Annotated in this window: 24 protein-coding genes, 1 tRNA gene and 1 riboswitch; of the genes, 19 read left to right on the top strand and 6 right to left on the bottom strand. The window is 72.5% G+C overall.

Features of this window, described 5'->3' with window-relative positions; translation table 11 throughout:
• Window positions 1-18 precede the first annotated feature (18 nt).
• The 9 genes from rpmA to IEY30_RS16225 all read left to right on the top strand — a co-directional run bounded on the left by rpmA (window position 19) and on the right by IEY30_RS16225 (window position 9192).
• Window positions 19-288 carry a 50S ribosomal protein L27 gene (gene rpmA, locus IEY30_RS16265; protein WP_030200289.1) on the top strand — a complete coding sequence of 90 codons (270 nt, stop codon included), beginning with the start codon at window positions 19-21 and terminating at the stop codon, window positions 286-288.
• A 194-nt stretch (window positions 289-482) separates the two neighbouring features.
• Window positions 483-2015, top strand: coding sequence for a GTPase ObgE (gene obgE / locus IEY30_RS16260; RefSeq protein WP_030200287.1), 1533 nt, complete (start codon window positions 483-485; stop codon window positions 2013-2015).
• Window positions 2016-2126: 111 nt separating this feature from the next.
• On the top strand, window positions 2127-3251 hold the full coding sequence (locus IEY30_RS16255) for a sensor histidine kinase (protein WP_030200285.1): 1125 nt from the start codon (window positions 2127-2129) through the stop codon (window positions 3249-3251).
• A complete protein-coding gene (locus tag IEY30_RS16250; protein WP_229675047.1) occupies window positions 3248-4054 on the top strand; it encodes a LytR/AlgR family response regulator transcription factor in 807 nt (268 codons plus the stop codon). Before IEY30_RS16255 ends, IEY30_RS16250 begins: the two co-directional genes overlap by 4 nt.
• Window positions 4051-4521, top strand: a complete 471-nt coding sequence (locus tag IEY30_RS16245; protein ID WP_229675046.1) for a hypothetical protein — start codon at window positions 4051-4053, stop codon at window positions 4519-4521. The genes IEY30_RS16250 and IEY30_RS16245 overlap by 4 nt, the downstream gene beginning before the upstream one ends.
• 16 nt (window positions 4522-4537) lie before the next feature.
• Complete coding sequence (locus IEY30_RS16240; RefSeq protein ID WP_229675045.1) at window positions 4538-6241, top strand: sodium/solute symporter; 1704 nt, start codon at window positions 4538-4540, stop codon at window positions 6239-6241.
• A gap of 228 nt (window positions 6242-6469) precedes the next feature.
• The gene (locus IEY30_RS16235) at window positions 6470-6805 is read left to right on the top strand and encodes a DUF485 domain-containing protein (protein WP_030200273.1); all 336 of its coding nucleotides are present in this window, start codon (window positions 6470-6472) and stop codon (window positions 6803-6805) included.
• Complete coding sequence (locus IEY30_RS16230; protein ID WP_229675044.1) at window positions 6802-8460, top strand: monocarboxylic acid transporter; 1659 nt, start codon at window positions 6802-6804, stop codon at window positions 8458-8460. The genes IEY30_RS16235 and IEY30_RS16230 overlap by 4 nt, the downstream gene beginning before the upstream one ends.
• Window positions 8461-8649: 189 nt before the next feature.
• Window positions 8650-9192, top strand: coding sequence for a hypothetical protein (locus tag IEY30_RS16225; RefSeq protein ID WP_030200264.1), 543 nt, complete (start codon window positions 8650-8652; stop codon window positions 9190-9192).
• Window positions 9193-9219: 27 nt separating this feature from the next.
• On the opposite strand, the gene proB is transcribed toward IEY30_RS16225, so the two are convergent.
• A complete protein-coding gene (proB, locus tag IEY30_RS16220; RefSeq protein WP_030200262.1) occupies window positions 9220-10332 on the bottom strand; it encodes a glutamate 5-kinase in 1113 nt (370 codons plus the stop codon).
• A 224-nt stretch (window positions 10333-10556) separates the two neighbouring features.
• Here proB and IEY30_RS16215 point away from each other — a divergent pair, with 224 nt between their 5' ends.
• Window positions 10557-11840, top strand: a complete 1284-nt coding sequence (locus tag IEY30_RS16215) for a glutamate-5-semialdehyde dehydrogenase (RefSeq protein WP_030200257.1) — start codon at window positions 10557-10559, stop codon at window positions 11838-11840.
• Window positions 11841-11928: 88 nt separating this feature from the next.
• Window positions 11929-12624: a class I SAM-dependent methyltransferase gene (locus IEY30_RS16210; protein ID WP_030200255.1), complete on the top strand. Its 696-nt coding sequence runs from the start codon at window positions 11929-11931 to the stop codon at window positions 12622-12624.
• On the opposite strand, the gene IEY30_RS16205 is transcribed toward IEY30_RS16210, so the two are convergent.
• On the bottom strand, window positions 12609-13736 hold the full coding sequence (locus IEY30_RS16205; RefSeq protein ID WP_043416991.1) for a glycosyltransferase family 2 protein: 1128 nt from the start codon (window positions 13734-13736) through the stop codon (window positions 12609-12611). The two genes, IEY30_RS16210 and IEY30_RS16205, sit on opposite strands and share 16 nt — an antisense overlap.
• A 107-nt stretch (window positions 13737-13843) precedes the next feature.
• On the opposite strand from IEY30_RS16205, the gene IEY30_RS16200 reads away from it, so the two are divergent.
• From IEY30_RS16200 to IEY30_RS16175, 6 genes are all read left to right on the top strand, one after another.
• On the top strand, window positions 13844-14482 hold the full coding sequence (locus IEY30_RS16200) for a DUF402 domain-containing protein (protein WP_156035382.1): 639 nt from the start codon (window positions 13844-13846) through the stop codon (window positions 14480-14482).
• Window positions 14483-14491: 9 nt separating this feature from the next.
• On the top strand, window positions 14492-14716 hold the full coding sequence (locus IEY30_RS16195) for a hypothetical protein (RefSeq protein WP_030200250.1): 225 nt from the start codon (window positions 14492-14494) through the stop codon (window positions 14714-14716).
• A gap of 17 nt (window positions 14717-14733) precedes the next feature.
• Entirely contained in the window at window positions 14734-15426 is a 693-nt protein-coding gene (nadD, locus tag IEY30_RS16190; RefSeq protein WP_229675043.1) for a nicotinate-nucleotide adenylyltransferase, read from the top strand.
• Window positions 15423-15833, top strand: coding sequence for a ribosome silencing factor (gene rsfS / locus IEY30_RS16185; protein WP_030200243.1), 411 nt, complete (start codon window positions 15423-15425; stop codon window positions 15831-15833). Before nadD ends, rsfS begins: the two co-directional genes overlap by 4 nt.
• The gene (locus IEY30_RS16180; RefSeq protein ID WP_030200241.1) at window positions 15830-16510 is read left to right on the top strand and encodes a histidine phosphatase family protein; all 681 of its coding nucleotides are present in this window, start codon (window positions 15830-15832) and stop codon (window positions 16508-16510) included. Before rsfS ends, IEY30_RS16180 begins: the two co-directional genes overlap by 4 nt.
• Before the next feature lie 84 nt (window positions 16511-16594).
• A tRNA-Ala gene (locus IEY30_RS16175) sits at window positions 16595-16667 on the top strand.
• Between the two features lie 98 nt (window positions 16668-16765).
• Here IEY30_RS16175 and IEY30_RS16170 read toward each other — a convergent pair.
• The 4 genes from IEY30_RS16170 to IEY30_RS16155 all read right to left on the bottom strand — a co-directional run bounded on the left by IEY30_RS16170 (window position 16766) and on the right by IEY30_RS16155 (window position 24537).
• Window positions 16766-17893 carry a glycosyltransferase family 4 protein gene (locus tag IEY30_RS16170; RefSeq protein ID WP_229675042.1) on the bottom strand — a complete coding sequence of 376 codons (1128 nt, stop codon included), beginning with the start codon at window positions 17891-17893 and terminating at the stop codon, window positions 16766-16768.
• Window positions 17894-18006: 113 nt separating this feature from the next.
• Window positions 18007-20148 (bottom strand): amylo-alpha-1,6-glucosidase, encoded by a 2142-nt coding sequence (locus tag IEY30_RS16165; protein ID WP_052358676.1) that lies wholly within the window; start codon window positions 20146-20148, stop codon window positions 18007-18009.
• Between the two features lie 67 nt (window positions 20149-20215).
• Entirely contained in the window at window positions 20216-22171 is a 1956-nt protein-coding gene (locus IEY30_RS16160) for a caspase family protein (RefSeq protein WP_030200235.1), read from the bottom strand.
• A 14-nt stretch (window positions 22172-22185) separates the two neighbouring features.
• The gene (locus IEY30_RS16155; RefSeq protein ID WP_030200233.1) at window positions 22186-24537 is read right to left on the bottom strand and encodes a CHAT domain-containing protein; all 2352 of its coding nucleotides are present in this window, start codon (window positions 24535-24537) and stop codon (window positions 22186-22188) included.
• 104 nt (window positions 24538-24641) lie between these two features.
• Window positions 24642-24707, top strand: a riboswitch (guanidine-III (ykkC-III) riboswitch).
• Window positions 24708-24716: 9 nt separating this feature from the next.
• Between IEY30_RS16155 and IEY30_RS16150 the strand changes: the two genes are divergently transcribed.
• Window positions 24717-25031, top strand: a complete 315-nt coding sequence (locus IEY30_RS16150; RefSeq protein WP_030200232.1) for a DMT family transporter — start codon at window positions 24717-24719, stop codon at window positions 25029-25031.
• Window positions 25031-25363 carry a DMT family transporter gene (locus IEY30_RS16145; protein ID WP_030200231.1) on the top strand — a complete coding sequence of 111 codons (333 nt, stop codon included), beginning with the start codon at window positions 25031-25033 and terminating at the stop codon, window positions 25361-25363. The genes IEY30_RS16150 and IEY30_RS16145 overlap by 1 nt, the downstream gene beginning before the upstream one ends.
• Window positions 25364-25418: the final 55 nt, after the last annotated feature.

Genomic DNA, 25418 nt, shown 5'->3' with positions numbered 1-25418 from the left:
CACGAGAGAAGGACTGACATGGCACACAAGAAGGGTGCGTCCTCGACCCGCAACGGTCGCGACTCGAACGCACAGTTCCTCGGCGTCAAGCGTTTCGGTGGCCAGAAGGTCAACGCGGGCGAGATCCTCGTCCGTCAGCGCGGCACGCACTTCCACCCGGGTGAGGGTGTCGGTCGCGGTGGCGACGACACGCTGTTCGCCCTCGTCGCCGGCGCCGTCAAGTTCGGCACCAAGCGCGGCCGCAAGACGGTCAACATCGAGCAGCCGGAGACCGCTGCCGCTGAGTGATCGCCACGATCACGCACTGAGCTTTTTCCGGAAGGGCGGGCCCGCGTGGCCCGCCCTTCCGTTTTTCTTTCCCGGGCGACCCGGCGTTCCGAAATGATGTGGCAGTCCCTCGCACGCTCGCGAGTGCCACCTCCTCGGCTCCAGCCACATCGCGTATGCCGTCCGCCCACCCTGATCTGGAAGAGTGACCTCCCATGGCAGTGACCTTCGTCGACCGCGTGGTGCTGCATCTCAGCGCCGGGGCGGGCGGGCACGGTGTGGCCTCCGTCAAGCGCGAGAAGTTCAAGCCGCTCGGCGGCCCCGACGGCGGCAACGGCGGCCGGGGAGGCTCGGTCATCCTGCGCGTCGACCCCTCGTCCACGACGCTGCTCGACTACCACCGCCACCCGCACCGCAAGGCCGGCAACGGCGCACCGGGCGCCGGTGACGAGCGCAACGGCGCGGACGGCGACGACCTCGTGCTCGCCGTGCCGGAGGGCACCGTCGTCAAGGACGCCTCGGGCCAGATCATCGTCGACCTCGTCGGCATGGGCACCGAGCACGTCATCGCCGCGGGCGGTCGGGGCGGCCTCGGCAACAAGGCGCTGTCGAGCGCCCGCCGCAAGGCGCCGGGCTTCGCGCTGCTCGGCGAGCCGGGCGAGGATGTCGACATCGTGCTCGAGCTCAAGTCGCTCGCCGACGTGGCCCTCATCGGCTTCCCGAGCGCCGGCAAGTCCTCGCTCGTCTCGGTGCTCTCGGCGGCCAAGCCGAAGATCGCCGACTACCCGTTCACGACGCTCGTGCCCAACCTCGGGGTCGTCACCGCTGGGTCGAGCCGGTTCACCGTCGCCGACGTGCCCGGCCTCATCCCCGGCGCGCACGAGGGCAAGGGCCTGGGCCTGGAGTTCCTGCGCCACGTCGAGCGCTGCTCGGTGCTCGTGCACGTCATCGACTGCGCCACGCTCGAGCCGGGCCGCGACCCGATGAGCGACCTCGACGTCATCGAGAACGAGCTCTCGCTCTACGTCCCCGACGCCGACCTCGGCGGTCGCCCGCTCTCCGAGCGCACCCGCATCGTCGTGCTCAACAAGGCCGACGTCCCCGAGGCGCGCGAGCTGGCCGAGATGGTCAAGCCCGACCTCGAGGCCCGCGGCATCGAGGTCTTCATCGTCTCGGCCGTTGCGCACGAGGGACTTCGCGAGCTGAGCTTCGCGATGGCCCGCCACGTCGACGCCGCCCGCAAGGAGATCGGCGAGGCCGTGCCCAAGCGCGTCGTGCTGCGACCGCGCTCGGTCGACGACCAGGGCTTCACGGTGACCAAGGAGAACGGCCCCGACGGCGTCTTCTTCCGCGTCACCGGCGCGCGCCCCGTCCGCTGGGTGCGCCAGACCGACTTCAGCAACGACGAGGCCGTCGGCTACCTCGCCGACCGGCTCGGCCGCCTCGGGGTCGAGGACGAGCTCTACAAGGTCGGCGCCGTCGCCGGCGACACGGTCGTCATCGGGGCCACCGACGACGCCGTCGTCTTCGACTGGGAGCCCACGCTCCAGGCCGGCGCCGAGCTGCTCGGCTCGCGCGGCACCGACCTGCGCCTGTCCGAGTCCTCGCGCCCGACCCGCGACGAGAAGCGCGAGGCGCAGAAGGACCGCTACGCGGCCCGCGCCGCGACGCAGGAGGAGCTCGACGCCGAGCGCCGGTCGGGCCTGTGGCACGTCGCGGCCGACGAGGACGACGACCAGAAGGCCTGAGCCGCCTCCGCTCTGACCACCCGTTCGATGTAGGGGCGCGGCCCCAGGGCCGCGCACCTACATCGAACGAACCAGCCCGTCGGGCGTCAGCGGGCCGCATACAGTGTCGCCATGAGCTCGTGGGGCGCGCTGCTGCGTCGCGGTCACCTCGGCACCGAGGCCGACCGGGCGACGTACCGCACCCTGCACACCGCCCTGCTCGCGTCTCCGGCGCTGCGCAGCGGCCTCACGCCGGCGGCGGCCGAGCGCTCGCTCAAGCACCTCCGCGCGCTCCTCGGGGCGCCCGCCGTGGCGATGACCGACACCACGGGCCTGCTCGCGTGGGACGGGGGCCGGTCGCACCACGCCCCGCAGGCCGCCGTGATCTCCGCCGGCACGCTCGCCCACGGTCGCACGACCGTCGTCGACGGGGCCGACGTGTCCTGCACGGAGCCGTCCTGCGTCGTGCGCCAGGCCATCGTCGCCCCGCTCGACGTCGACGAGAAGGTCGTCGGGACGCTGCAGGTCTTCACCGACCGCGCCTCGGCGGGGCTCGTCCGGGCCACCAACGAGGTGGCCGGCTGGGTGTCGGGGCAGCTCGAGCTCGCCGAGCTCGACGCCTCGCGCACCCGGCTCATGGAGGCCGAGGTCCGGGCCCTGCGCGCGCAGATCAGCCCGCACTTCATCTACAACTCGCTGACGGCCATCGCGTCCTTCACCCGGACCGACCCCGAGCGGGCGCGCGAGCTGCTGCTCGACCTCGCCGAGTTCACGCGCTACTCCTTCCGCCGGCACGGCGAGTTCACGACCCTCGCCGAGGAGCTGCGCTCCATCGAGGCCTACCTCGTCATCGAGAAGGCCCGCTTCGGCGACCGGCTCACCGTGACCGTGCGCGTGGCCCCCGAGGTGCTGCCGGTCGTCGTGCCGTTCCTGTGCCTGCAGCCCCTCGTCGAGAACGCCGTCCAGCACGGCATCGAGGGTCGTGAGGGCAGTGGCGAGATCAGCATCCTGGCCCAGGACGCCGACCAGGAGTGCGTCGTGACCATCGAGGACAACGGCGTGGGGGAGGACCCCGAGCGGGTGCGACGCGTGCTGGCCGGTGACCCGGGCAGCGACTCGGTCGGGCTGGCCAACGTCGACGAGCGGCTGCGCACGGCCTTCGGCGACGACTACGGCCTCGTCGTCGAGACAGCGCCCGGCGCCGGCACCAAGGTCGTCGTGCGGCTGCCGAAGTTCCGACCGGGGGTGCACGTGTGACCGGACCAGCCAACGCCACCGAGGCCCACGGCGACGCGCCGTCCTCGCCCGATGTGGCGCCGCTGCTGAAGGTGCTTGCCGTCGACGACGAGGCGCCGGCCCTCGACGAGCTGGCCTGGATGCTCGGCCGTCACGAGTGCGTGCGCCAGGTCGTGCCGGCCGGCTCGGGCGAGGCTGCGCTGCGCGTGCTCCACGAGGAGCAGGTCGACGCGATCTTCATGGACGTGCAGATGCCGGGCCTCAGCGGTCTCGACCTCGCGCGGGTGCTCTCGCGCTTCACCACCCAACCGCCGATCGTCTTCGTCACCGCGCACGAGCAGCACGCCGTCGACGCCTTCGAGCTCAACGTCGTCGACTACGTCCTGAAGCCGGTCCGCGACGAGCGGCTCGACCAGGCGGTGCGCCGGGTGGTGCGCCAGGTCAGTGGTCGCGAGCCCGTCGCGGCGTCCGCCGACGAGAGCATCGTCGTCGAGCTGGCCGGGGTGAGCCGGCTCGTGCCGCGCTCCGAGGTGCTCTTCGTCGAGGCCCAGGGGGACTACGCCCGCCTGCACACCGCCACCGAGAGCCACCTCGTCCGCGTGCCGCTCACGACGCTCGCCGACCAGTGGCGTGAGGCGGGCTTCGTGCGCATCCACCGCTCCTCGCTCGTCGCGCTCGGCCACATCAGCGAATGGCGCACCGAGAGCGGCCGCACGACCGTCGTCGTCGGCGGCCACGAGCTCGTCGTGAGCCGCCGCCACACGCGGGCCCTGCGGGACCTGCTCGTGCGCCGCGCGCAGCCGCTCGGACGCGGCGGGTCATGACCTCCTCCGAGGCGCCGGAGCCGGGGGCCGACGCACGAGGGCGTATGCCGTCCGCCGAGGCCGGGCGGCCCCGCGCGGGTGCGGGTGTGGCGGGGGACCCGCGCAGCCGCACCCGCGTGCGCGTCACGAGCCCGCGCACGTCCGCGGCCCGCACCCGGAGCGTCTCGATCGCGTCCGAGATCGACGAGCAGACCCGTCTGGGCGAGGTCTACATCACCTCCCTCATGCGCAGCCAGCTCCGCCTGGCGCTCACGGTGCTCGTCATCCTCGCCTCGACGCTCGGCCTGCTGCCGCTTGCCTTCCGGGCCGTCCCGGCGATCGCCGACATCGACCTGCTCGGCGTGCCGCTGCCCTGGGTGCTACTCACCGTCGTCGCCTTCGTCGAGATCATCGGGCTGGGCTGGTTCTACGTGCGACAGTCCGAGCGCAACGAGGACGACTTCAGCGACCTGCTCGAGGGCCGGTGACCGAGGTGCGTGACCGGTGAGCAACGCCGCCAGCATCGTCGCGGTGGTCCTCGTGTCCATCGCCTCCCTCGCCGTCGGGGCCTTCGGGCTGCGACTCTCGCGCACCATGAGCGACTTCTACGTCGCCTCGAGGGGCGTCGGCCCGGTCCTCAACGCCTCGGCCATCAGCGGCGAGTACCTCTCTGCCGCATCGTTCCTCGGGGTCGCGGGCCTCATCCTGGCCCGCGGCGTCGACATGCTGTGGCTGCCGGTCGGGTGGACCGCGGGCTACCTGCTGCTGCTCGTCTTCGTCGCCGCCCCGCTGCGGCGCTCGGGTGCCTACACGCTGCCCGACTTCGCCCAGCTGCGACTCGAGTCCGTCGTCGCGCGGCGGGCCTCGAGCCTGCTTGTCGTCGCCATCGGGCTGCTCTACCTCATCCCGCAGTTCCAGGGCGCAGGCCTCACCCTGCGCACCCTGACGGGCGCCCCGTCGTGGGTCGGCCAGCTGGCGGTGGCGGTCGTCGTCTGCCTCAACGTCCTGCCCGGCGGCATGCGCAGCGTCACCCTCGTGCAGGCGTTCCACTACTGGCTCAAGCTGCTCGCCCTGCTGACACCGCTCTTCTTCCTCCTCGGCGCGCTCGGGGGCCGCAGTGGCGACCCGGACGTCGGCGCCGTGTTCGTCGCCGACTGGGTCGAGCCGCTGCGCGGCGACCACGCGCTCTACCTGACCTACTCGCTCGTCCTGGCCACCTTCTTCGGCACGATGGGCCTGCCCCACGTCGTCGTGCGCTTCTACACCAACCGGGACGGCCGGGCCGCCCGACGGGCCACGCTTGCAGTGCTCGTGCTGTTGTCGGGCTTCTACCTGCTGCCCGTCCTCTACGGCGTCATCGGTCGCTACGTCGCGTCCGACCTCGTCGCCGCCGGACGCGCCGACTCCGTCGTGCTCGAGCTGCCGAGCCGGCTCTTCGACGGACCGGTGGCCGAGGGGCTGACCGCGCTGCTCGCCGCCGGCGCCTTCGCGGCGTTCCTGTCGACGTCCACCGGTCTCGTGGTCTCGGTGGCGGGGGTCGTGAGCCAGGACCTCGTGCGCTGGGGCGCCGGGCACCGGCAGGGCATCCGGACCTTCCGCCTGTCGACCGTGGCGGTCGTCGCGGTGTCGCTGCTGCTGACCATCGTCTCGGCGGGCGTCCCGGTGGCGCACGCGGTCGAGCTGACCTTCGCCGTGGCCGCCTCGACCTTCTGCCCGATGCTGCTCCTCGGCATCTGGTGGCGCGGCCTGACCGCGCGGGGCGCCATCGCCGGCATGGTCGTCGGCGGCGGACTGTCGATGGGGGCGGTCGTGTCGACGACCTTCGGCATCGCCACCGGCGGCTGGTTCGGCGTCGTCATGACCCAGCCGGCGGCGGTCAGCGTCCCGCTGTCCTTCGCGACGATGGTGCTCGTGTCGGTCGCCACCCGCGCGAGCGCCCCCGAGCACGTGGCCCGGACGATGGTGCGCCTGCACGCGCCCGAGCACATCGATCTCAACCGCGGCTCGTTCCATCCCGAGCGCTGGTACCGCCGCGCCTCGGCCCCAGTGAGCCCGGTGAGCCCAGTGAGTCCGGTGACCCACGTCAACCAGTCGTCCGCGGCGAACGGTGCGACCACCGAGGGCACGGACAGCGGGACGCAGCACACGGCATACGACAGCGGGGACACGACCGCTCGTCGCTCGCAGCCGACCGCTCGTCGCGACTGAGCCCACGCACGGCGAACGGTCGGCGCCGCTGGGCGATGCCGCCTGCGCTGTGCCTGCCGGGAGGCCGCGCGGGCTCCTACCTTTGCTCTCGCCGGCCGTGTGGCCGGCAGCGCGGAGCGACAGGGGCGTCGACTCACCACCGCACGGGCGGGGGAGCGTCGACGGCGGCAGGACCGCGCCGACCGACCGAGACACCCAGGCACGACCAACCGCCCCGGAGGTGGCCCAGTGAGCAAAGACGCTCCAGAGCGCGTGGTGGACGATCCCAACGTCGCCATGCAGGACTCACCCGAGTTCGCGCAGCTGCGCAGCAAGTTCCGCAAGTTCGTGTTCCCGCTGACCGCGCTGTTCCTCGCGTGGTACTTCCTCTACGTCCTGCTGTCCGTGTTCGCCAAGGACTTCATGGGCACGCGCGTCATCGGCAACGTGACGTGGGGCCTGATCCTGGGCCTGCTCCAGTTCGTCTCGACCTTCACCATCACGATGGTCTACGCCCGCTGGGCCGACCGCGTGTTCGACCCCGAGGCCGAAGCCCTCGCCCGCAAGATGGGAGGGCAGCAGTGAGCGCGCTCCTCACCTCGGCCCCGTCGCTCGTGCCGTCGCTCGCACCGGCGGCCACGACGGTCGGCAACCCGGCGATCAACATCGGCATCTTCGCCCTCTTCGTCGTCGTGACGCTCGCGATCGTCATCCGGGCCTCGCGCAACAACCGCAGCGCCGCCGAGTACTACGCCGGTGGCCGCGCCTTCACCGGGCGGCAGAACGGCATCGCCATCGCCGGTGACTACCTCTCGGCGGCCAGCTTCCTCGGCATCGCCGGCGCCATCGCCATCAACGGCTACGACGGGTTCCTCTACTCCATCGGCTTCCTCGTCGCCTGGCTCGTCGCGCTGCTCCTCGTCGCCGAGCTGCTGCGCAACGTCGGCAAGTACACGATGGCCGACGTGCTCAGCTTCCGGCTGCGCCAGCGCCCGGTCCGCATCGCGGCCGCGATCTCGACGCTCGTCGTGTCGTTCTTCTACCTGCTCGCGCAGATGGCCGGCGCCGGCGGTCTCGTCGCGCTGCTCCTCGGCATCGAGGGCGCTCTCGGCCAGCGGCTCGTCATCGTCGTCGTCGGCATCATCATGATCTTCTACGTCATCTACGGCGGCATGAAGGGCACGACCTGGGTGCAGATCATCAAGGCCGTCCTGCTCATCATCGGCGCCGCGATCATGACGGTGTGGGTGCTCGGCAAGTTCGGCCTCAACCTCTCCAGCCTCCTCGGTGAGGCCACGACGGCCTCGCAGGACGCCGGCGGCAAGGACCTGCTCCAGCCCGGCCTGCAGTACAAGAACCCCGTCGACTTCATCTCCCTGTCGATGGCCCTCGTGCTCGGCACCGCAGGCCTGCCGCACGTGCTCATGCGCTTCTACACGGTGCCCACCTCGCGCGAGGCCCGTCGCTCGGTCGTCTGGGCGATCTGGCTCATCGGCATCTTCTACCTGTTCACGCTCGTGCTCGGCTTCGGCGCGGCCGACCTCGTCGGTGCCAAGGAGATCAAGAACGCTCCCGGCGGCGTCAACTCCGCCGCTCCGCTGCTCGCCTTCGAGCTCGGTGGCGAGATCCTGCTCGGGATCATCTCGGCGGTGGCGTTCGCGACGATCCTCGCGGTCGTCGCCGGCCTGACGATCACGGCGAGCGCGTCGCTGTCGCACGACATCTACAACACCGTCGTCAAGGGCGGCAAGGCCACGCCGGAGGAGGAGGTCAAGGTCGCGCGGATCGCCGCGCTGGTCCTCGGCGCCATCGCCATCGTCGGCGGCATCTTCGCCCTCGGGCAGAACATCGCCTTCCTCGTGGCGCTCGCCTTCGCCATCGCGGCGAGCGCGAACCTGCCGACGATCCTCTACTCGCTCTTCTGGAAGCGGTTCAACACCAGGGGTGCGCTGTGGAGCATCTACGGCGGCCTGGTCAGCGCCATCACGCTCATCGTCTTCTCGCCAGTGGTGTCGGGCAAGGCGATCGACAAGGTCACGGGCAAGAGCCCGTCGATGCTCCAGGGCGTCGACTTCCACTGGTTCCCGCTCGACAACCCCGGCATCATCTCGATCCCGCTCGGTTTCGTCCTGGGCTACATCGGGACGGTCACGAGCAAGGAGTACAACGCGGCGAAGTACGCCGAGATGGAGGTCCGCTCGCTCACCGGTCACGGCGCCGAGACGGCGACGCACCACTGAGCAGCTGCGGCGGCGTCAGCCGTCGCCCCCACCGGCGACCGCGCACACCCAGGGTGTGCGCGGTCGCCGGTGCTTCCGGGTGCACTCGTCGCGACGGCACGCGTGCGTCATGACAACCTTTCGATGGTCTGCACCGTCGTAGTGGTCGACGGGCCGTGCGGGGCGGACCACCGGACAGGGAGCAACCGAATGCCGACCGACCCGAAGCGCGACCGTGACCCCTACACCTGGCGACCCGGGCGAGGCTTCGCCGGCGGCGCCGTGACCGGGGTCTGGTTCGCCGTCCTGCTCGCGATCCTCACCGGGGTCGTCGACGCGCTCGGCTCGGGATGGCGCGTGGGCCTCGTGGGGCTGGTCGGCGCCGAGCTGCTCGGCACCCTCGTCGTGGGCGTGCCGGTGCTCACGCTGGTCGGCGGCGCTGTCCGCTCGGCCCCGCGGGCCGTGACGGTCGGAGCGTATGCCGCGGGCGCCCTCGTCGCGCGGCTGCTCGTCGGCCGGGCGCTCGGCTCCGCGGTCGGACTCGCCGCCGACACCGGGCAGCAGGTCGCGGTCCTCGCCGCCCTCTGCGTGCTCGCCGCCGTCGTCGCCGCGCTCGTCACGACCCGGGCGCGGCTGCCGCGCACGAGCGGACGGCTGGCCTGCCGTGCGGGAGGCCAGCCCGCCGAGGGCGGCGTCCCCGGACCCTCCGCGGCCCCGGCACCGGCCAGCCGCTACCTCGCTGGCGGCCCCTGACGCCGGCGGGGTCGGTCGATCGGTCTCTCAGATGACGACGAGGTCGTCGCGGTGGATGACCTCGCGCTCGTACTCCGGGCCGAGGTCATGGGCCAGCTCCTTGGTGGAGCGGCCGAGCAGGGCGGGCAGCTCCGCCGAGGTGTAGTTGACGAGGCCCCGGGCCACGACGGTCCCGTCCGGCCCACAGACGTCGACGGGGTCCCCGTCGTGGAAGGTGCCCTCGACGGCGGTGATGCCGGCCGGGAGCAGCGACTTCTTGCGGTGCACCAAGGCCAGCACCGCCCCCTCGTCGACGACGAGGCGCCCACGCGCCGTCGTCGCGTGCTGGAGCCACAGCCGGCGTGACCGGCCGCGCACGCCGATGGGCAGGAAGACGGTGCCGACGTCCTCGCCCGCGAGCACTCTCGTCACCTGGTCGGCGGCGGTGATGGACGTGACGACGCCGGCGGCGGTCGCGATCCGGGCCGCCTCGATCTTCGTCGCCATGCCGCCGGTGCCCACCTTGGACCCGCTCCCGCCGATCTCGACGTCGGCGAGCTCGTGGGGCCCGCGCACCACAGGGACCCGCTGCGCGCCGGGGCGGCTCGGCGGCCCGTCGTAGAGGGCGTCGACATCGGAGAGCAGCACGAGGGCGTCGGCGTCGATGAGGTGGGCCACGAGCGCGGCGAGCCGGTCGTTGTCGCCGAAGCGGATCTCGCTCGTGGCCACCGTGTCGTTCTCGTTGACGATGGGCAGGACCCCGAGGTCGAGCAGCCGCTCCAGCGTGCGCCGGGCGTTGGCGTAGTGCGTCCGGCGCGTCACGTCGTCGGCAGTGAGGAGCACCTGGCCGACGGTGATCTCGTGCCCCGCGAAGGCGTGGGTGTAGGCGGCGAGCAGCGCGCCCTGGCCGACGGAGGCCGCGGCCTGCTGCGTGGCGAGGTCGCGCGGCCGCGCGCGCAGCCCGAGCGGGTGGATGCCGGCCGCGATGGCACCCGAGCTCACGAGCACGATCTGGGTGCCCGCGAGGTGGTTGGCGGCCAGCGCGTCGGACAGGGCGCCGAGGCGGGCGTGGTCGATGCCGCCGTCGGGACCCGTCAGCGAGCTCGAGCCGACCTTGACGACGAGGCGTCTGGCGCTGCTGATGACGGAGTGGGGCGACACATCTCGAACTCTAGTGACGGACCGTGGCGCCTGCAGGCGAGTCCATCCCGGCCGGTCCGCGGGGCAGCCTGGGGTGCCGACGGACCGCCACGAGGGGCCGCGGCGCAGCCCGGCACGCCTGCGCGAGCCCGGTCCTGCCCGGTCCTGCCCGGCCGTGGCGGTCCGGCGGTCCACCACCCGGGAACGCCGGACCGTTGCCGAGCACGACGACCTACGCTGGAGGCATGTCCCAGACGATCGACCCCGCCGTCGTCGAGCACGTGACGGCGCTCGCCGAGAAGGCCCGCGTCGCCTCCCGACGGCTCGCCCTGATGTCCCGCGCCGAGAAGGACGCAGCACTGCTGGTGCTGGCCGACGCCGTCGACGCGGCTGCACCTGCCGTCATCGCGGCCAACGCCGAGGACATCGAGCGCGGCCGCGCCGCCGGCATGAGCGAGAGCCTCCAGGACCGCCTGCGGCTCGACGAGGCCCGCGTGGGCGCCGTCGCCCAGGCACTGCGCGACGTCGCTGCGCTGCCCGACCCGGTCGGCGAGATCGTGCGCGGCTCGACGCTGCCCAACGGGCTGCAGATCCGCCAGGTGCGCGTGCCGATGGGGGTCATCGGGATGATCTACGAGGCGCGCCCCAACGTCACCGTCGACGCCGCAGGCCTCTGCCTCAAGTCGGGCAACGCCGTGCTGTTGCGTGGCGGCTCGGCGGCCGCGAGCAGCAACCATGCGCTCGTCGAGGCGATGCGCGAGTCCCTTGCCGCACAAGGGCTTCCAGTCGACGCGATCACGCTGCTCGAGGAGGGCGGCCGGGACGCGGCTCGCGCGCTCATGACCGCGCGGGGCCACGTCGACCTCGTCATCCCGCGTGGTGGTGCCGACCTCATCCAGACGGTCGTCCGCGAGTCCACCGTGCCCGTCATCGAGACCGGCGTCGGGGTGTGCCACGTCTACGTCGACCGCGCCGCCGACCTCGACAAGGCGCAGGCCATCACCCTCAACGCCAAGACCCACCGCCCCAGCGTCTGCAACGCCGCGGAGTCGCTCCTCGTCCACCGCGACGTGGCCGCCGACTTCCTGCCCAAGGCCCTGACCGACCTCGCCGGCGCGGGGGTGCGACTGCACGTGGCACCCGAGGTCACGGACTACGCGGAGGCGGCCGGGGCGGCATACGCCCTAGCGAGCGAGCAGGACTTCGGCACGGAGTGGCACGGGCTGGAGATGAGCGTCGCCGTCGTCGACGACATCGACGAGGCGATGGACCGCATCCGCCGCTACGGCACCGGCCACACCGAGGCGATCGTCACGGAGGACCGCGCCGCCGCGCGCCGCTTCACCGCGGAGGTCGACGCGGCGGCCGTCATGGTCAACGCGAGCACCCGCTTCACCGACGGCGGGGAGTTCGGCTTCGGGGCCGAGATCGGCATCTCGACGCAGAAGCTGCACGCGCGCGGGCCGATGGCGCTGCCCGAGCTGACGACGACGAAGTGGATCGTCGAGGGCGACGGGCACATCCGCTGAGCCTGCGCTGACGGCGACCTGACGCCGTTCCGACCGACCCCGGCACCCTGTCCGCGTCGGGCCGACCCGGATGGCATGATGTCGCACCATGGAAGGCACCGAGGTCCGCAAGCTCGCTGAGCTGGAGGACGACCACTGGTGGTATCGCGAGCGACGCCACCTCCTGGCCAAGGCGATCGCGGGGCTGGCTCCCGGACGAGCCATCGACATCGGCGCCGCCGGCGGTGGCAACACCCGCGTCCTGCGCCAGCACGGCTGGGACGCCGTCGCGCTCGAGTACGGCGCCGACGGTGCCGAGGTGGCCCACGGCCGCGGTCTCGCCACCATTCGTGGTGACGCGACCCGTCTGCCGCTGGCCGACTCCTCGCTCGACCTCGTGGTGGCCTTCGACCTGCTCGAGCACCTCGTCGACGACGACGCCGCCGTCGCCGAGGTGCGCCGCGTGCTCAAGCCGAGCGGCACCTACCTCGTCGCGGTCCCGGCCGACCCCCGGCTGTGGTCCGACCACGACGAGGCCGTCGACCACGTGCGCCGCTACACGCGGGACGGGCTCGTCGACCTGCTCCAGCGCGGTGGCTTCGAGGTCACCGACGTGCGCTCGTGGAACGTGCTCCTGCGCCCGGTCGTCGCGATGCGCCGCAAGACGAGCTCGGGCTCGGACCTCGACGACATGCACCCCGTCGTGAACTGGGGGCTGCGCACCATCATCACGGCCGAGCGCTATCTGCCCGTCAAGAACCTGCCGGGCGTCAGCCTGCTGCTGCGGGCTCAGCCGCGCAGCTGACTCGGCTCGGGCTCGGTGGGCTGGGCGGCCTGAGTCGGCTCAGCGGGCTGAGTCGGCTGAGCGAGCCCGGGCTCGGCGGTCTGCGCCGGGTGGTCGTCCGCGCCGACGGACGTCGCCTGGATGTGGCCGTGTGACGGCTGCGCGGGCAGCGGGGTGTCCGTCGGTCCGTGAGCCCCGCTGTCGGCGGTCATCGAGTCGTAGGCGATGAAGTAGGTCGGTCGGCCCTGCATGTGGCCGTACATCCGGCCGATGTACTCGCCCAGGATGCCGACGCAGACGAGCTGCACGGCGCCGACCCCGGCGACGATGGCCACGGTCGAGGTCCAGCCGGCCACGGTGTGTCCCTGCGAGCGCGAGATGAACGTGTAGAGCACGAGCAGCACCGCGAGGACCGCACCGCCGAAGCCGGCGAACGTCGCGAGCCGCAGGGGCGCCGTCGAGAAGCCCGTCAGGGAGTCGAGCGAGAGCTTGATCATCTTCAGCAGGGGGTACTTCGAGTCGCCGGCCGCCCGCTCCTCGCGCTTGTAGTGCACGGTGTCGGAGGGGAAGTTCAGGGCCGGCACGATGAAGCGCAGCACGCGGTTGTGCTCGGGGAGGCTGTTGATGGCGTCGACCGTGGCCCGCGACATGAGGCGGTAGTCGCCGGCGTCGGCGTGCGCAGACGTCTGCGACATCAGGCCGATGAACCGGTAGAAGGCCCGCGCCGAGACCCGCTTGAACCACGTGTCGGTGGAGCGGTCGTTGCGCACGCCGTAGACGACGTCGACGCCATCGTCCTTCGCGGCCGCCAGCATCTGGGGGATGATCTCGGGCGGGTCCTGCAGGTCGGCGTCGATGGTGACGACGTAGTCGCCGAGCGCGCTCACGAGCCCTGCGGAGATCGCGGCCTGGTGGCCGGCGTTGGCGCGCAGTCGCACGACTCGCAGCGCGGGCCACTCGCGGTGGTAGCGCTGCAGCAGCGCGGCCGTCAGGTCCTTGCTGCCGTCGTCGACGGCGACGACCTCGTAGGTCGTGCCCATGGCGTCGAGGAGCGGTCGGAGCCGCTCGACGAGGAGGGGGAGCACCTCCTCCTCGTTGTACATCGGGATGACCACGGACAACTCAGGAACCATGCGAACTAGCGTACGGCTGCCAATGGGCTGCCGCTGTCACGTGACTGTGCCGTGACTGTGCCGTCCACGACGCGCCCGGCGACAGGCGCGCCGGTAGGGTTCCCGGCGTGAGCGAGCCGAGCACGCCCCACCCTCCGGGACGAGGGATGACGCCCGGTGGCCTGGCGCCGGGCACACCGGTCGCCGGCCGCTTCACGAAGTGGGGCGGTGGCCGGCACTGGGAGTGGGTGGGCCGCTACCTCGGCGCCGACGAGCACGGGCACTGGTGGTACGCGCCGGCCGGCACGCGGTGCGCGCGCCCCGGCATTGAGTTCGTCTCGACGAGCAGCTGGGTCTCGCTCGCACCGCACGAGGGGGCGTATGCCGTGGGCTTCTACCTCGCCCACCGTGAGGTGAGCGTGTACGTCGACATGACGACCGAGCCGCAGTGGCGGCGTCGGGAGGTCGTCGACGGGGACGGCGCTGCCGAGGGCGAGGGCGCGGTGGAGTGGGAGGTGACGATGGTCGACCTCGATCTCGACGTCGTGCTGACCCGCGACGGGCACCTCTTCGTCGACGACGAGGACGAGTTCGCCGAGCACCAGGTCGAGCTCGAATACCCCGCCGAGATCGTGGCGCTCGCCGAGCGCTGGCGCGACCTCGTCCTCGCTTCGGTGGCCGCCGGCGACGAGCCGTTCGCGTCGGTGGGACACGCCTGGCTGCGTCGTGCGGACGCGGGGGAGTCGGCGCCGGGCGGCGGGCGCTAGGCTGGGCGCATGTCTGATCGTGTCCTCGCACTCGTCACCGAGGGGGAGGAAGCCGCGCGCGAGCTTCCCCTGCCGGTGATCGCCTACTTCCTCATCACGTTCGCGCTGTTCCTCGTGGCCCTCGGCGTCACGTGGAGCTTCCGCAACACGGCCTACAAGATCCAGGCACCGCGCCCGGCCCGGCCCGAGGGCACGCACGGCAGCTCGAGCGGATCCGACGGGGCCCACCACTGACCATGCGCCTCGGCGTCATGGGTGGGACCTTCGACCCGATCCACCACGGCCACCTCGTGGCCGCCAGCGAGGTGCAGTCGCGCTTCGCGCTCGACGAGGTCGTCTTCGTCCCCACGGGCCAGCCGTGGCAGAAGGCCGACCGCTACGTCTCGCCCGCCGAGGACCGCTACCTCATGACCGTCATCGCGACGGCCTCCAACCCGCGCTTCACCGTCAGCCGGGTCGACATCGACCGGGCCGGCCCGACCTACACGATCGACACCCTCCGCGACATCCGGGCGGAGCGGCCCGACGACGAGCTCTTCTTCATCACCGGGGCCGACGCCCTCGCGGAGATCCTGTCGTGGAAGGACGCCGAGCAGCTGTGGGAGCTGGCCCACTTCATCGGCGTCACCCGGCCCGGGCACGAGCTGTCCGACAAGGGTCTGCCCGAGCAGCGGGTGACGCTCCAGGAGGTGCCGGCCATGGCGATCAGCTCCACCGACTGCCGCGCGCGCGTGGCCGACGGCGAGCCGGTCTGGTACCTCGTGCCGGACGGGGTCGTCCAGTACATCAACAAGTACCGCCTCTACGCCGGCCCGCACGCCGACCCCCGCGACGACACCAGCGCCGACACGTTCGGGGCACCGTCCCTCGTGCACCACCAGACCAGCCGCGTGGCCCAGCCCGTGCAAGCAACCGGGGCGCTCGCGCCCCAAGGAGATTCGTGACCGCAGCAGATCATTCCATCCAGCTCGCGAAGGTGGCCGCCCTGGCCGCCGAGGAGAAGCTCGCCGAGAAGGTGCTCGCCATCGACGTGAGCGAGCAGATGCCGCTCACCGACGTGTTCGTCATCGCCTCGGCCCCGTCCGAGCGCCAGGTCGGCGCCATCGTCGACGAGGTCGAGGACCGGCTGCGCGAGCTCGGAAGCAAGCCCATCCGGCGCGAGGGCGAGCGCGAGGGCCGTTGGGTCCTCATCGACTTCGGCGACATCATCGTGCACGTCCAGCACGAGGAGGAGCGCGAGTACTACGCGCTCGAGCGCCTGTGGAAGGACTGCCCCGAGATCGACCTCGCGACCGTGTCCGCCCCGGCCCGTCCGGGCGGCGACGAGGCCGCCGAGGTCGAGGAGGCGTGACCTCCGCGGGGTCCGCGACCGCCAAACTCCCGGCTGCGGCCGGCCCGCGGCGGGTCGTCGTCGTGCGCCACGCCGAGACGGTCGACAACGCGGCCCGGGTCTGGCAGGGCCACAAGGACACCGAGCTGTCCGAGCGGGGCCGCGAGCAGGTGCAGGCCGCCGCCCCGCACTTGGCGGCGTACGCGCCGGCGCTCATCGTCTCGAGCGACCTCCGTCGGGCGGCCTCGACCGCCGACGCCATCGCAGGCCTCACCGGTCTGGAGGTGCGTCTCGACGCACGCCTGCGCGAGGTGCACGTGGGGGAGTGGCAGGGCCTGCATGCCGACGAGGTGCGCGAGCGCTACCCCGACGTCATCGCTGCGCTCGACCGCGGCGAGGACGCCCCTCGGGGCGTCACCGGCGAGACCCGCGCCCAGGTCGCGGAACGCGCTGGTGCCGCCCTGCGCGAGATCGTGCACGAGCTGCTGCCCGGGCAGACCGCCGTGGTCGTCGCCCACGGCGTCAGCGCCCGCGTCGCCGCGAGCGTCCTCGTGGGGCTCGACCAGGACACCTCCGACGCGGTCTTCCGCGGCCTCGACAACTGTCACTGGATCGAGCTCGTCGAGTCGGGCAAGAGCTTCTCCGAGGTGACCCGCTGGCGCATCAGCGGCTGGAACCTCGGGCCCTGGAACGTCTGACCCCAAAGGCTGCCCCCGATTTTGGCTCACGGGCGCGGACCCGCTATGGTTACGCAGTCGCTTCGACGAGGTGACAAACCGCAAGGGGCTGTGGCGCAGCTGGTAGCGCACCTGCATGGCATGCAGGGGGTCAGGGGTTCGAGTCCCCTCAGCTCCACCGAACGAGAAGGACCGGACACCAGGTGTCCGGTCCTTCTCGCGTTACCGGGACCTGCCGGCCAGATCGCGCTGGTCGGCTCCCGCGGGCTCAGGGGCTCAGACCCCGGTGGAGACCTGCGTCGTCCCGCTGCTCACCGTCGAGCCGCCGCCGCGGGCGAGGACCCGCCGGTAGGCGTTCTCGTAGCCGGTCGCCATCGCGTCGAGGCTGAACCGGCTGCTGACGTGGCGGCGACAGTCGGCCGGCTCCAGGGAGGCGCAGTCCGTGATGGCGCCGGCGAGCTGCTCGGGTCGGTCGAGGACGAACCCGGTCCGTCCCTGCGCGATCACCTCCGGTGCGGCGCCCCGGGCCAGCGCGACGACGGGCGTGCCGCAGGCCATCGCCTCGACCATGACGAGCCCGAACGGCTCCTCCCACCGGATCGGGAAGACGAGGCACCGCGCACCGGCCAGCAGCCGGCGCTTGAGGGCCGGGTCCGCGACTCCGACCTCGACCGCGTCGGGTCCGAGGACCGGGGCGAGCTCGTCCCGGTAGTAGTCGTGCTCGACCTCCTCGGTGCACTTGCCGGCCAGGATGATGCGGACGCCTGCACGGCGCGCGGCCTGGACCGCGAGGTGCGGCGCCTTCTGCGGGTGGAAGCGCCCGAGGAAGAGGACGTAGTCGTCCTTGTCCTCGCGGTAGGGGAAGCTGTCGACGTCGATGCCGTTGTGCACCGTGGCCACCCAGTTGAGGTCCGGGGCGCGGCTGCGCTGGGCATGGGAGACGGCCACGAGGCTGACGGCGCTCCCGAGTGGGCGGTACACCTCCGCCAGGTCGTCCATGGTGCCGTGCACGGTGACGATGGTCGGAGACCGTCGGGCACCAGCGGTGAGAGGCCCGGCGAGCGTGTGGTCGTGGATGATGTCGACGGTGTGCGCCCGCAGCAGGGCCTCGACGCGGGCCGCGTGCACGACCTCGGGGAGCGCCAGCGTCAGCTGGGCGGCGGCAGGCGTCTCCCACGTGCGCACGAACTCCTGCGCGGCCGTGCCCCGGGTGCCGGCGGCGAACAGGATGACGTGATGCCCACGCGCCACGAGGCGGTCCACGAGGCCGGCGATCACGGATTCGGCGCCGCCGTACCCCTGTGGCGGCACCGTGTAGTACGGGGGCGCCACCATGGCGATGCGCAGAGGTCGCTGCCGGAGCACGACGCGTGGCGTCATGGCGGACGTCGATGTGGTCGTCACGGTCACCATCCCCAGAGCCCGGGACGGCCCCACACCGCCCTGCCGTTGGACTCGGTTGCAGGGTACCCACCACCGGGGGGCCCAAACGTGGATGGGGGACGCATCCTCGTCCCTCACCCGGCCTGCGTTGCCGACTCCCCACTCGAGCCGCGCTCGACCCGCAGGCCGTCCGTGAGCCCGGAGGCCAGCCAGCCCGACCCGTCGACCGACACCTCGACGAGGTCGCCCTTGACGTGCAGCTGGGAGACTGAGAGTGGCAGGAGCGCCTCGGGCACCTGGGGGTCGAGTCGCACCAGGCCACGAGGTAGGTCGACGTCGAGTCCGCACAGGGTTCGCACGAGAAGCAGGGGGGAGGCCGCAGCCCAGGCCTGCGGGGAGCACGACGTCGGGTAGGGGATCGGGTGAGTGAACTCGCGGCGGTCGAAGCCGCAGAAGAGCTCGGGCAGGTGGTGCCCGAACCCGGAGGCCGCGTCGAGCAGACTCATGATGATCTTGTTGGCCTCGGCCACGAAGCCGTAGCGGCGCAGGCCTGCCGCGATGATGGCGTTGTCGTGCGGCCAGACGGAACCGTTGTGGTAGCTCATCGGGTTGTACGCGCCCGCCTTGGAGGACAGGGTGCGCACGCCGAAGCCCGTGAACATCTCGGGCGACAGCAGCGCGGCGGCCACCTGCGGGGCGCGCTCCTCGTCGACGATCCCGGTCCACAGGCAGTGGCCCATGTTGGAGGCGAGGGCATCGACGGGCCGCTTGTCGCCGTCGAGCGCCAGGGCGTAGTAGCCGCGCTCCGGCAGCCAGAACCGCTCGTTGAACCGGCGCTTGAGCGTCGCGGCGCGGTCGTCGAGCTCACGCGCCTGCTCGGCCTGGTGGGTCGCCCGCGCGAGCTCAGCCCCCGCCACCAGCGCGGCGTAGACGTAGCCCTGGACCTCGGCCAGGGCGATGGGCGGGTGCGCCACCTCCCCCGAGTCGTACGTGATCCCGTCGAAGGAGTCCTTCCAGCCCTGGTTGACCAGCCCGCGGCCGGTGGCCCGCTCGTACTCGACGAAGCCGTCGCCGTCGGCATCGCCGTAGCGCTCGATCCAGGCGAGCGCCCGGTGGACGTGCGGCATGAGCGAGGTGATCTCCGTCTTGGAGGCCCCCCAACGGTGCAGCTCGCCGACGAGCATCACGAACAGCGGCGTGGCGTCGACCGTGCCGTAGTAGATGGTGTCCTCGCCCTCTCGCGCCTGGTCGACGAGCCCGGAGCGGACCTCGTGCAGGATGCGTCCCGGCTGCTCCTCGGTGCGCGGGTCCACTCGCCTCCCCTGGTTCTCGGCCAGCGTCTCCAGGGTGCCGCGCGCGACCCTCGCGTCGAGGGGGAGCAGCATCCAGGCCGTCAGCAGCGAGTCCCTGCCGAAGAGCGTCATGAACCACGGGGCCCCGGCTGCGAGGACGATCCGATGCGGGTGGTGCGGGTCGGTGATCCGCAGTCCGGCCAGGTCGTCGGTGCAGGTGCGCACGAGGCGGTCCAGGCGCTCGTCCGCCGCCGCCACGACGGGGCTGCGCTCGCGCCAGCGCCGGTGCTCGAGCGCCGGGTGGCTCTCGCGCCGGGACACTCCCCGACGGTAGGGCGAGTCCAGCGGGACGTCCTCGAAGAAGGGGACGACCCGGACCGTGAAGGTCCTCGTGCCTCGGGCAGGGACCGACAGGTGCCACACGAGGCCGTGGATGAACACGGTGGCTCCGCCCGTCGCACTGAGCTCGACGGCGCGGGATTCCGCACCGTCGAGGCGACGACGCAGCACGCCGTCGTCGGTCGTGGTCTCGACCTCGCTCTTCCGGGTGCCCAGACGCCCCTCCTTGACGTCGAAGAGACCGGCGAAGTCAGTGGTGGCGGTGAGTGTCAGGGTGACGTCGGCCTCCGCGCCGCTGAGGTTCTCGAGAGTGACGTCCTCGACCATGCCGTTGCCGACGTAGCGCCGTCGCACCACGAGCAGCGTGCTGTCGGCCAGCCCTTGCCGGGGGCGGCGTCGGGTGACGAAGGTCGCGGCATGCGGCCCGATGGGCTCCACCGTCAGCGGCTCGAGCGGCTCGCCGTCGACGCGCAGCTCGAGGTGGTTCAGGAAGCGGGTGTCCTTGACGACGAGACCGTGGCCGCCGGCCGTCCCGATGTCGCCGGACGGTCCGGACATGCAGAAGCACCGGCCTTCGACGAGCGAGACCGTGGACACGGCCCCCGACACCGGCGGACCACCGGTGAACGCCCAACCCTCCGTCATGGAATACCAGCCCACGCCGATTCGGTGTCGCTGTCAACCGCCTCGCCCACGGCGACCGCCGGTTCTCTCACCGAGGCCGCACGGTCACGACGAACACCGAGTCCGTGCGCCAGTCGGCGACGACCGCCTCGCCGGGCCTCGGGCCCAGGCGGCGCGTGCGCGTGGCACCCAGCGCGCGGTCGAGGTTGGACGGTCCCACCGGTGGCGGATCGGCGCTCCTCGTCGCTGCGCCAGGGGCCGCGCTCACGTCCAGCTCCTCCTGCTGGAGCGACCGTGGGTCGAACTCCAGCGTGCTCGTGACGACCATGAGCTGGTCGCGCAGCGAGAGCGTCCCAGCCTCCCACAACGGGTCCGCCACCTGCCCGAGCAGGTCGACCTGCGTCGACTCCCCGGGACCGAGCGCGACCGAGCCGGCGGGGAAGGCGTCGGTGAAGATGCCGTACGTCTCCGTCAGGTCGAGCAGGGCTGCCCACAGCGGGGTGGAGGTGGTGTTCGCGAGACGGACGGTGAAGCGCGGGGGGTCGCTGCCGGCATACGTGATCGCCAGGGTGCCGCCGGCGCGCACGGCGCCCGACCCCGCGTCGACCTCGACACGGACGGCGTCGTCGGCGAGGCTCGTCGCCGGGTTGCACAGGGCGGACAGGCGCAGCCAGCGGGCAACGCGCTCGAGGGCGAGGATCGTGCGCTCCTCGCGTCCGTCGCCCCCGACGACGGGCACGAGCGGTCGAGTGACGCCAGGTCGGGTGATGACGAAGCCGAGCGGCGTGGCCTGCACGAGCAGGTCGGCGCCGCCCCCGCCCGCGGCGTCCTCCCCGAGGTCGACGAGGTCGACGAGCGTCTCGTCGGCCTGCTCGGCGGCCCGGCGCAGGGCCGTGGTGCCCGCGGCGTCGCCGACGACGGCGACACGCAGCGGTGCCAGCGGGATCGAGGTGACGACGGCCCGGTAGACGTAGGCCGGGTCGAGCTCCGGGATCAGCTCGACGAGGCTGCGGTCGGGGAGGACCTTCGTGACGAGCGCGGTCGCGAGCGGCGAGCCCGACGTCTCACCCGACAGCGGGTAGACGGCGAGCTCCGTCGTGTCCTCGCCGACGGGCTCGGGCACCCCGTGCACGGCGCCCGAGTCGATCGACCACCCGTCCGGCAACCGGCTCAGGGTGAGCGGACGGGGCGTCGCCGCGATGGCTCCGCCGAGGAAGGGACGGTCGAGCTCGGTCGCGTCGGCGGTCTCGACCTGAGGGTGCTGACCTGCGACCCGGCTCGTCACGTCGGACGTCACCATGCGCAGCACGTCACGGTAGGTGGGGCGCCCCTCGGAGCCGAGCAGGGCGGCGGTGAGGGCAGCGGACAGGGCGCCGTGGCGTCGGCCCCCGGCGGTCACCTCCTTGGCCTGCTCGGAGGACCGGCAGGCGGCGAGCAGCACGTGCCGGCCGCCCGGGGTCCACCGAGGGGTGCCGCGCACCCGTCCGACCGCCCCGCCCCCGCCCGCCGGCAGGTCGAGCCCCACGAAGGTCGACGAGGGGCGCGGCCGGGGGTCGGGCGGCGCGAGCCGCACGACCTCGTCGGCGTCACGGGTGCCGTCGCCGGAGTGGCAGCAGTCGAGCACGACGAGCGTGTGGCAGCCGGACGCCGAGACGCCGTCGAGCAGTCCGGCGAGCTCCTTGTCGGCGAGGTCCCAGCTGCCGGGGGAGCGGCTGTCGACGCACACGATCGTCTCGTTGCGGTGGTCGGGCTCGACCGACCAGAGATCCTCGGGCGTCGCCTGCTGCGAGCCGTGCCCGCTGAAGTAGAAGAGCGCGACGTCCTGCGCCGTGGCGCGGCCCAGGTGCTCGGCCAGCTGCGTCGTGACCGCCGTCCTCGTGGCCTCGGCGTCAGTCAGCACGACGATGTCGGCCGCGTCAGGACCGACCCGTTCGCGCAGCACCTCGGCGAACTCGGTGACGTCGTTGACGCATCCCGTCAGCGCCGGGACGGGCGCGGGGTAGGCGTCGACCCCGACGAGGAGGGCGTAGACGCGGGCTGTCATGTCGCGACGTCCTCTCAGGACGCCGCGTCGGCGAGGGTGATGGTCTGCCAGCCGTGTGGGAAGCCCTGCGTGTCGGCCGTCCGAGCGGCGTTGGTGCTCTTCATCGTCCGCAGGCCCCAGGCGGCGGACGAGCTCGTCGCGTCGCTGAGGTTGACGTTCATCGAGAAGACCGAGCCACGCGCCGGTGCCGACCTCAGCTGCAGGGCCGACCACGGAACCCGGACCTCGAGGTCGTAGCCCGTCAGGCTGTCCGCGCGAGCGACGGTGATCTCGGGGTGGCGCGTGCCGGTCGTGAACGTGCCGCGTGCTGCAGGGTTGATCGACGCGACGCCGGAGGTCGGCGCATCGCGGGAGAGGCCGACCATGACGTGGACGTCCTGGCCGCGGCGGGTCGTCGCCTTCCGGTCCAGCTGGCGTGCGTCCGGGCCGAACTCGAACGAGAAGCCGTCCCCGTTGAAGTAGGCGCCGGGGCTGGCGACGTCGACGCTGCGCAGGTCCGGGTCGACGACGTGGACGTGCAGGTAGAGCGCGCTGCTGTCCCACACCGTCTGCCAGTCGCCGCCGAACTCGCGCTGCGGGGTGCCGCGCTGGGCGATGACGTGCGAGATGCTGCTCGTGGGCACGCCGTCCCAGTCCGCGAAGTCGCCGTCGATGACCGGGGTCGTCGTGGCGCAGCCGGCGACGAAGGTCGTTGCCCCGGCTCCTCCCGCACCCGCGCCGGCGGTTGCAGGTGCGGGCCCGCAGGCGGCCGCGACGTCGGGAGCCGCTCCCTTGAACCATTTCGGCACCTGGGTGGCGCCGAGCCAGAAGAGCCCGGAGAGGACGACGAGCCCGGCCACGCTGCGGACGAAGCCGTTGCCGCGGCGGCGCCGGTTCTCCTCGGGGGCGGTGTCGTGGGGCCGATCGGGCTCGCGTTCGGGTTGGGGTCGCAGCCGCGGTTCGGGCTGCGGCTCGGCCTCCTGCTCGGCCTCCTGCTCGGGCTCTGGCTGCGGCTCTGGCTGCGGCTCGGGACGTCTGGGCACGAGCGGCAGGGGCCGCTCCAGGACCAGGTCGTCCGGCCGGGAGAGGGGACCGCCGCCCGCGGTCCGGTCCGGGCGGATCCGCTCGAGCAGCTGCGTGACGTCCTCGTAGTCGGGGTGCTCGGTCGCGATCTGCTCGAGCAGCGGCAGGGCGGTCGCCTGCGCGCCGGTTTGGAGCGCCCCCTTGGCCGCGCCGTAGAGCGACTCGAGCCGGCTCTCCGGTCGCACCGCCGGCGTCTCGGTCCCGGCGGTGAACGAGAAGGGCTGGTCGGCCCCCGAGCGCAGCAGCACCGCCGTGCCCCACTCCGACGCCTCGTCCGACACGGCCATCGCCTTGCGCACCTCGCAGATGGCGGCGTCGATGCCGAGGCCCCGCGTCAGGAAGTAGTAGAACTCGTGGCTGAAGACGAGGGCCGCGCGGTCCGAGATCTCGGTCTGCATCGCGACGACGGCCGGCAGGCCCTGGCGCACGAGCGCCTGGGCGACGCCGGAGAACGCGTCCCGCCCGGAGGTGCGCGCCCCCTCGCAGGCGTTGAGCACGGCCAGCTGCATGGTGCGCGCGTCGTGGAGCAGTGTCCCGAGGCGGGCGCCCGAGACGCGGTGAGCGGTGCCGTCCTCGCGTTCGAGGACGAGCACCCCCTCCTGGGCCTTCTGGTCGAAGCCGCCGTGACCGATGAAGTGGAAGACGTGGAAGTCGTCGAGCAGGGCGCGCTGCAGGCCGGTCAGGGTGGCGTCCTCGAGGACGGTGACCGTGAGTCGGCCGCTCGCCACGAGGTCGCCGGTCGTGGCCGTGAGCAGCTGGCGCTCGCGCTCGACGGCGAGCTCGGGCATGTCGCTCGGGCTCGAGATCATGACGAGGACGCGGAGCGGCGCGTCGACCTGGACGACGGGCGGCCGCTCCAGCGAGTCGAGCAGACGCACGACGGGCGTCTCCTGCGAGAGGGTGAGGAAGCGGCCGAGCGTGGCGTCGTAGAGGTACTCCCACGGCACGGGATCGAGGTCGGGAGCCGCGTCGAGCCGCAGCCGCAACCGCAGGTCCCGGCCGCTGTCGCGGGCCGTCGCGAGGCTCGACCGGAAGGCCGTGCCCACGTCGCCGGAGAGCAGGGCGTCACCGAGCCGGCGGCCGTACTCCTTGACGTCGACGACCCTGGCCTCGGCCGGGACGAGCCGGCGGGAGGAGACGCGGGGCGGCCCGACCGCGATCATGAACTGGGCGAGGTCGGTGGCAGCGAAGGGGAGCGTGAAGGGTGCCGACGCCTGCCCCGCGGGCGACGCGAGGACGTGGGCGGCATACCCCTGTCCCTCGGGGGTGACGGCGACGTCGAAGTCGAGATACTCACGGCTCATGGCGATCCTCTGTCCGCAGGAGCGCGCCTGCACTCGACAGTACGCCGGGGGCCTCGCGCTGATACGACGTTTCGACCGGGACGTGCCCCTTCGGTAGGATCGTGCCTGAGCACGCGAGCCGCGCTCGCGGACGAGGGAGCCGTACCCGCACAGCGACAAGACGGCCAGATCGGAACGCCGTGCACTGGCTCGTCCTCATCCTCTCCGGCGCGCTGGAGGCCGTCTGGGCCACCGCGCTCGCTGCGTCCGACGGCTTCCGTCGGCCCCGCCCGACGGCGCTGTTCGCGCTCGCCCTCGTGCTGAGCATGGTCGGCCTCGCGTGGGCCATGACCGCCCTGCCCGCGGGGACGGCGTATGCCGTGTGGGTCGGCATCGGGGCCGTGGGCACCGTGCTGCTGGCCGTCGCCCGCGGCGAGGAGCGTCTCGGCGCGGCCCGTGCCGCCCTGCTCGTCGTTCTCGTGGCGTGCGTCGCCGGCCTCAAGGCGGTGGCGTGATGCCGTGGGTCGTCCTGCTCGCGAGCGCCGTCCTCGAGGCGGTGTGGGCCTCGGCGCTGGCGGCGTCCGAGGGCCTCTCGCGCCCCGCGCCTGCCGCGCTCTTCCTCGTCGCCGGCGCCCTCAGCATGGTCGGGCTGGCCCGCGCCGTGCGCACCATCCCGATCGGGACGGCGTATGCCGTGTGGACCGGTGTGGGGGCCGCGCTCACCGTGTCGTGGGCCATGGCGTCGGGCAACGAGGCGTTCTCCGTCGTCAAGGTGGTGCTCCTCGCCGGCATCGTCGGCGCGGTCGTCGGCCTCAAGCTCGTGGGCCACGAGGCTCCCGCGGAATGAGACCTCGGGTCGTCCTCGGGCTGTCGTCGGGCTGTCGTCGGGCCGGACATGCGTG

The organism is Terrabacter tumescens, assembly GCF_014646815.1.
GTDB classification, from domain to species: Bacteria; Actinomycetota; Actinomycetes; order Actinomycetales; family Dermatophilaceae; genus Terrabacter; species Terrabacter tumescens.
The sequence above is the reverse complement of the archived record's forward strand: the minus strand, read 5'-3'. Positions and strand labels throughout refer to the sequence as shown.

Excerpts from the sequence above, each read along its gene's own strand:
- rpmA (WP_030200289.1), top strand. The coding sequence starts at position 19 with ATGGCACACAAGAAGGGTGCGTCCTCGACCCGCAACGGTCGCGACTCG.
- obgE (WP_030200287.1), top strand. The coding sequence starts at position 483 with ATGGCAGTGACCTTCGTCGACCGCGTGGTGCTGCATCTCAGCGCCGGG.
- IEY30_RS16255 (WP_030200285.1), top strand. The coding sequence starts at position 2,127 with ATGAGCTCGTGGGGCGCGCTGCTGCGTCGCGGTCACCTCGGCACCGAG.
- IEY30_RS16245 (WP_229675046.1), top strand. The coding sequence starts at position 4,051 with ATGACCTCCTCCGAGGCGCCGGAGCCGGGGGCCGACGCACGAGGGCGT.
- IEY30_RS16225 (WP_030200264.1), top strand. The coding sequence starts at position 8,650 with ATGCCGACCGACCCGAAGCGCGACCGTGACCCCTACACCTGGCGACCC.
- IEY30_RS16215 (WP_030200257.1), top strand. The coding sequence starts at position 10,557 with ATGTCCCAGACGATCGACCCCGCCGTCGTCGAGCACGTGACGGCGCTC.
- IEY30_RS16210 (WP_030200255.1), top strand. The coding sequence starts at position 11,929 with ATGGAAGGCACCGAGGTCCGCAAGCTCGCTGAGCTGGAGGACGACCAC.
- IEY30_RS16205 (WP_043416991.1), bottom strand. The coding sequence starts at position 13,736 with ATGGTTCCTGAGTTGTCCGTGGTCATCCCGATGTACAACGAGGAGGAG.
- IEY30_RS16195 (WP_030200250.1), top strand. The coding sequence starts at position 14,492 with ATGTCTGATCGTGTCCTCGCACTCGTCACCGAGGGGGAGGAAGCCGCG.
- nadD (WP_229675043.1), top strand. The coding sequence starts at position 14,734 with ATGGGTGGGACCTTCGACCCGATCCACCACGGCCACCTCGTGGCCGCC.
- IEY30_RS16165 (WP_052358676.1), bottom strand. The coding sequence starts at position 20,148 with ATGACGGAGGGTTGGGCGTTCACCGGTGGTCCGCCGGTGTCGGGGGCC.
- IEY30_RS16160 (WP_030200235.1), bottom strand. The coding sequence starts at position 22,171 with ATGACAGCCCGCGTCTACGCCCTCCTCGTCGGGGTCGACGCCTACCCC.
- IEY30_RS16155 (WP_030200233.1), bottom strand. The coding sequence starts at position 24,537 with ATGAGCCGTGAGTATCTCGACTTCGACGTCGCCGTCACCCCCGAGGGA.
- IEY30_RS16145 (WP_030200231.1), top strand. The coding sequence starts at position 25,031 with ATGCCGTGGGTCGTCCTGCTCGCGAGCGCCGTCCTCGAGGCGGTGTGG.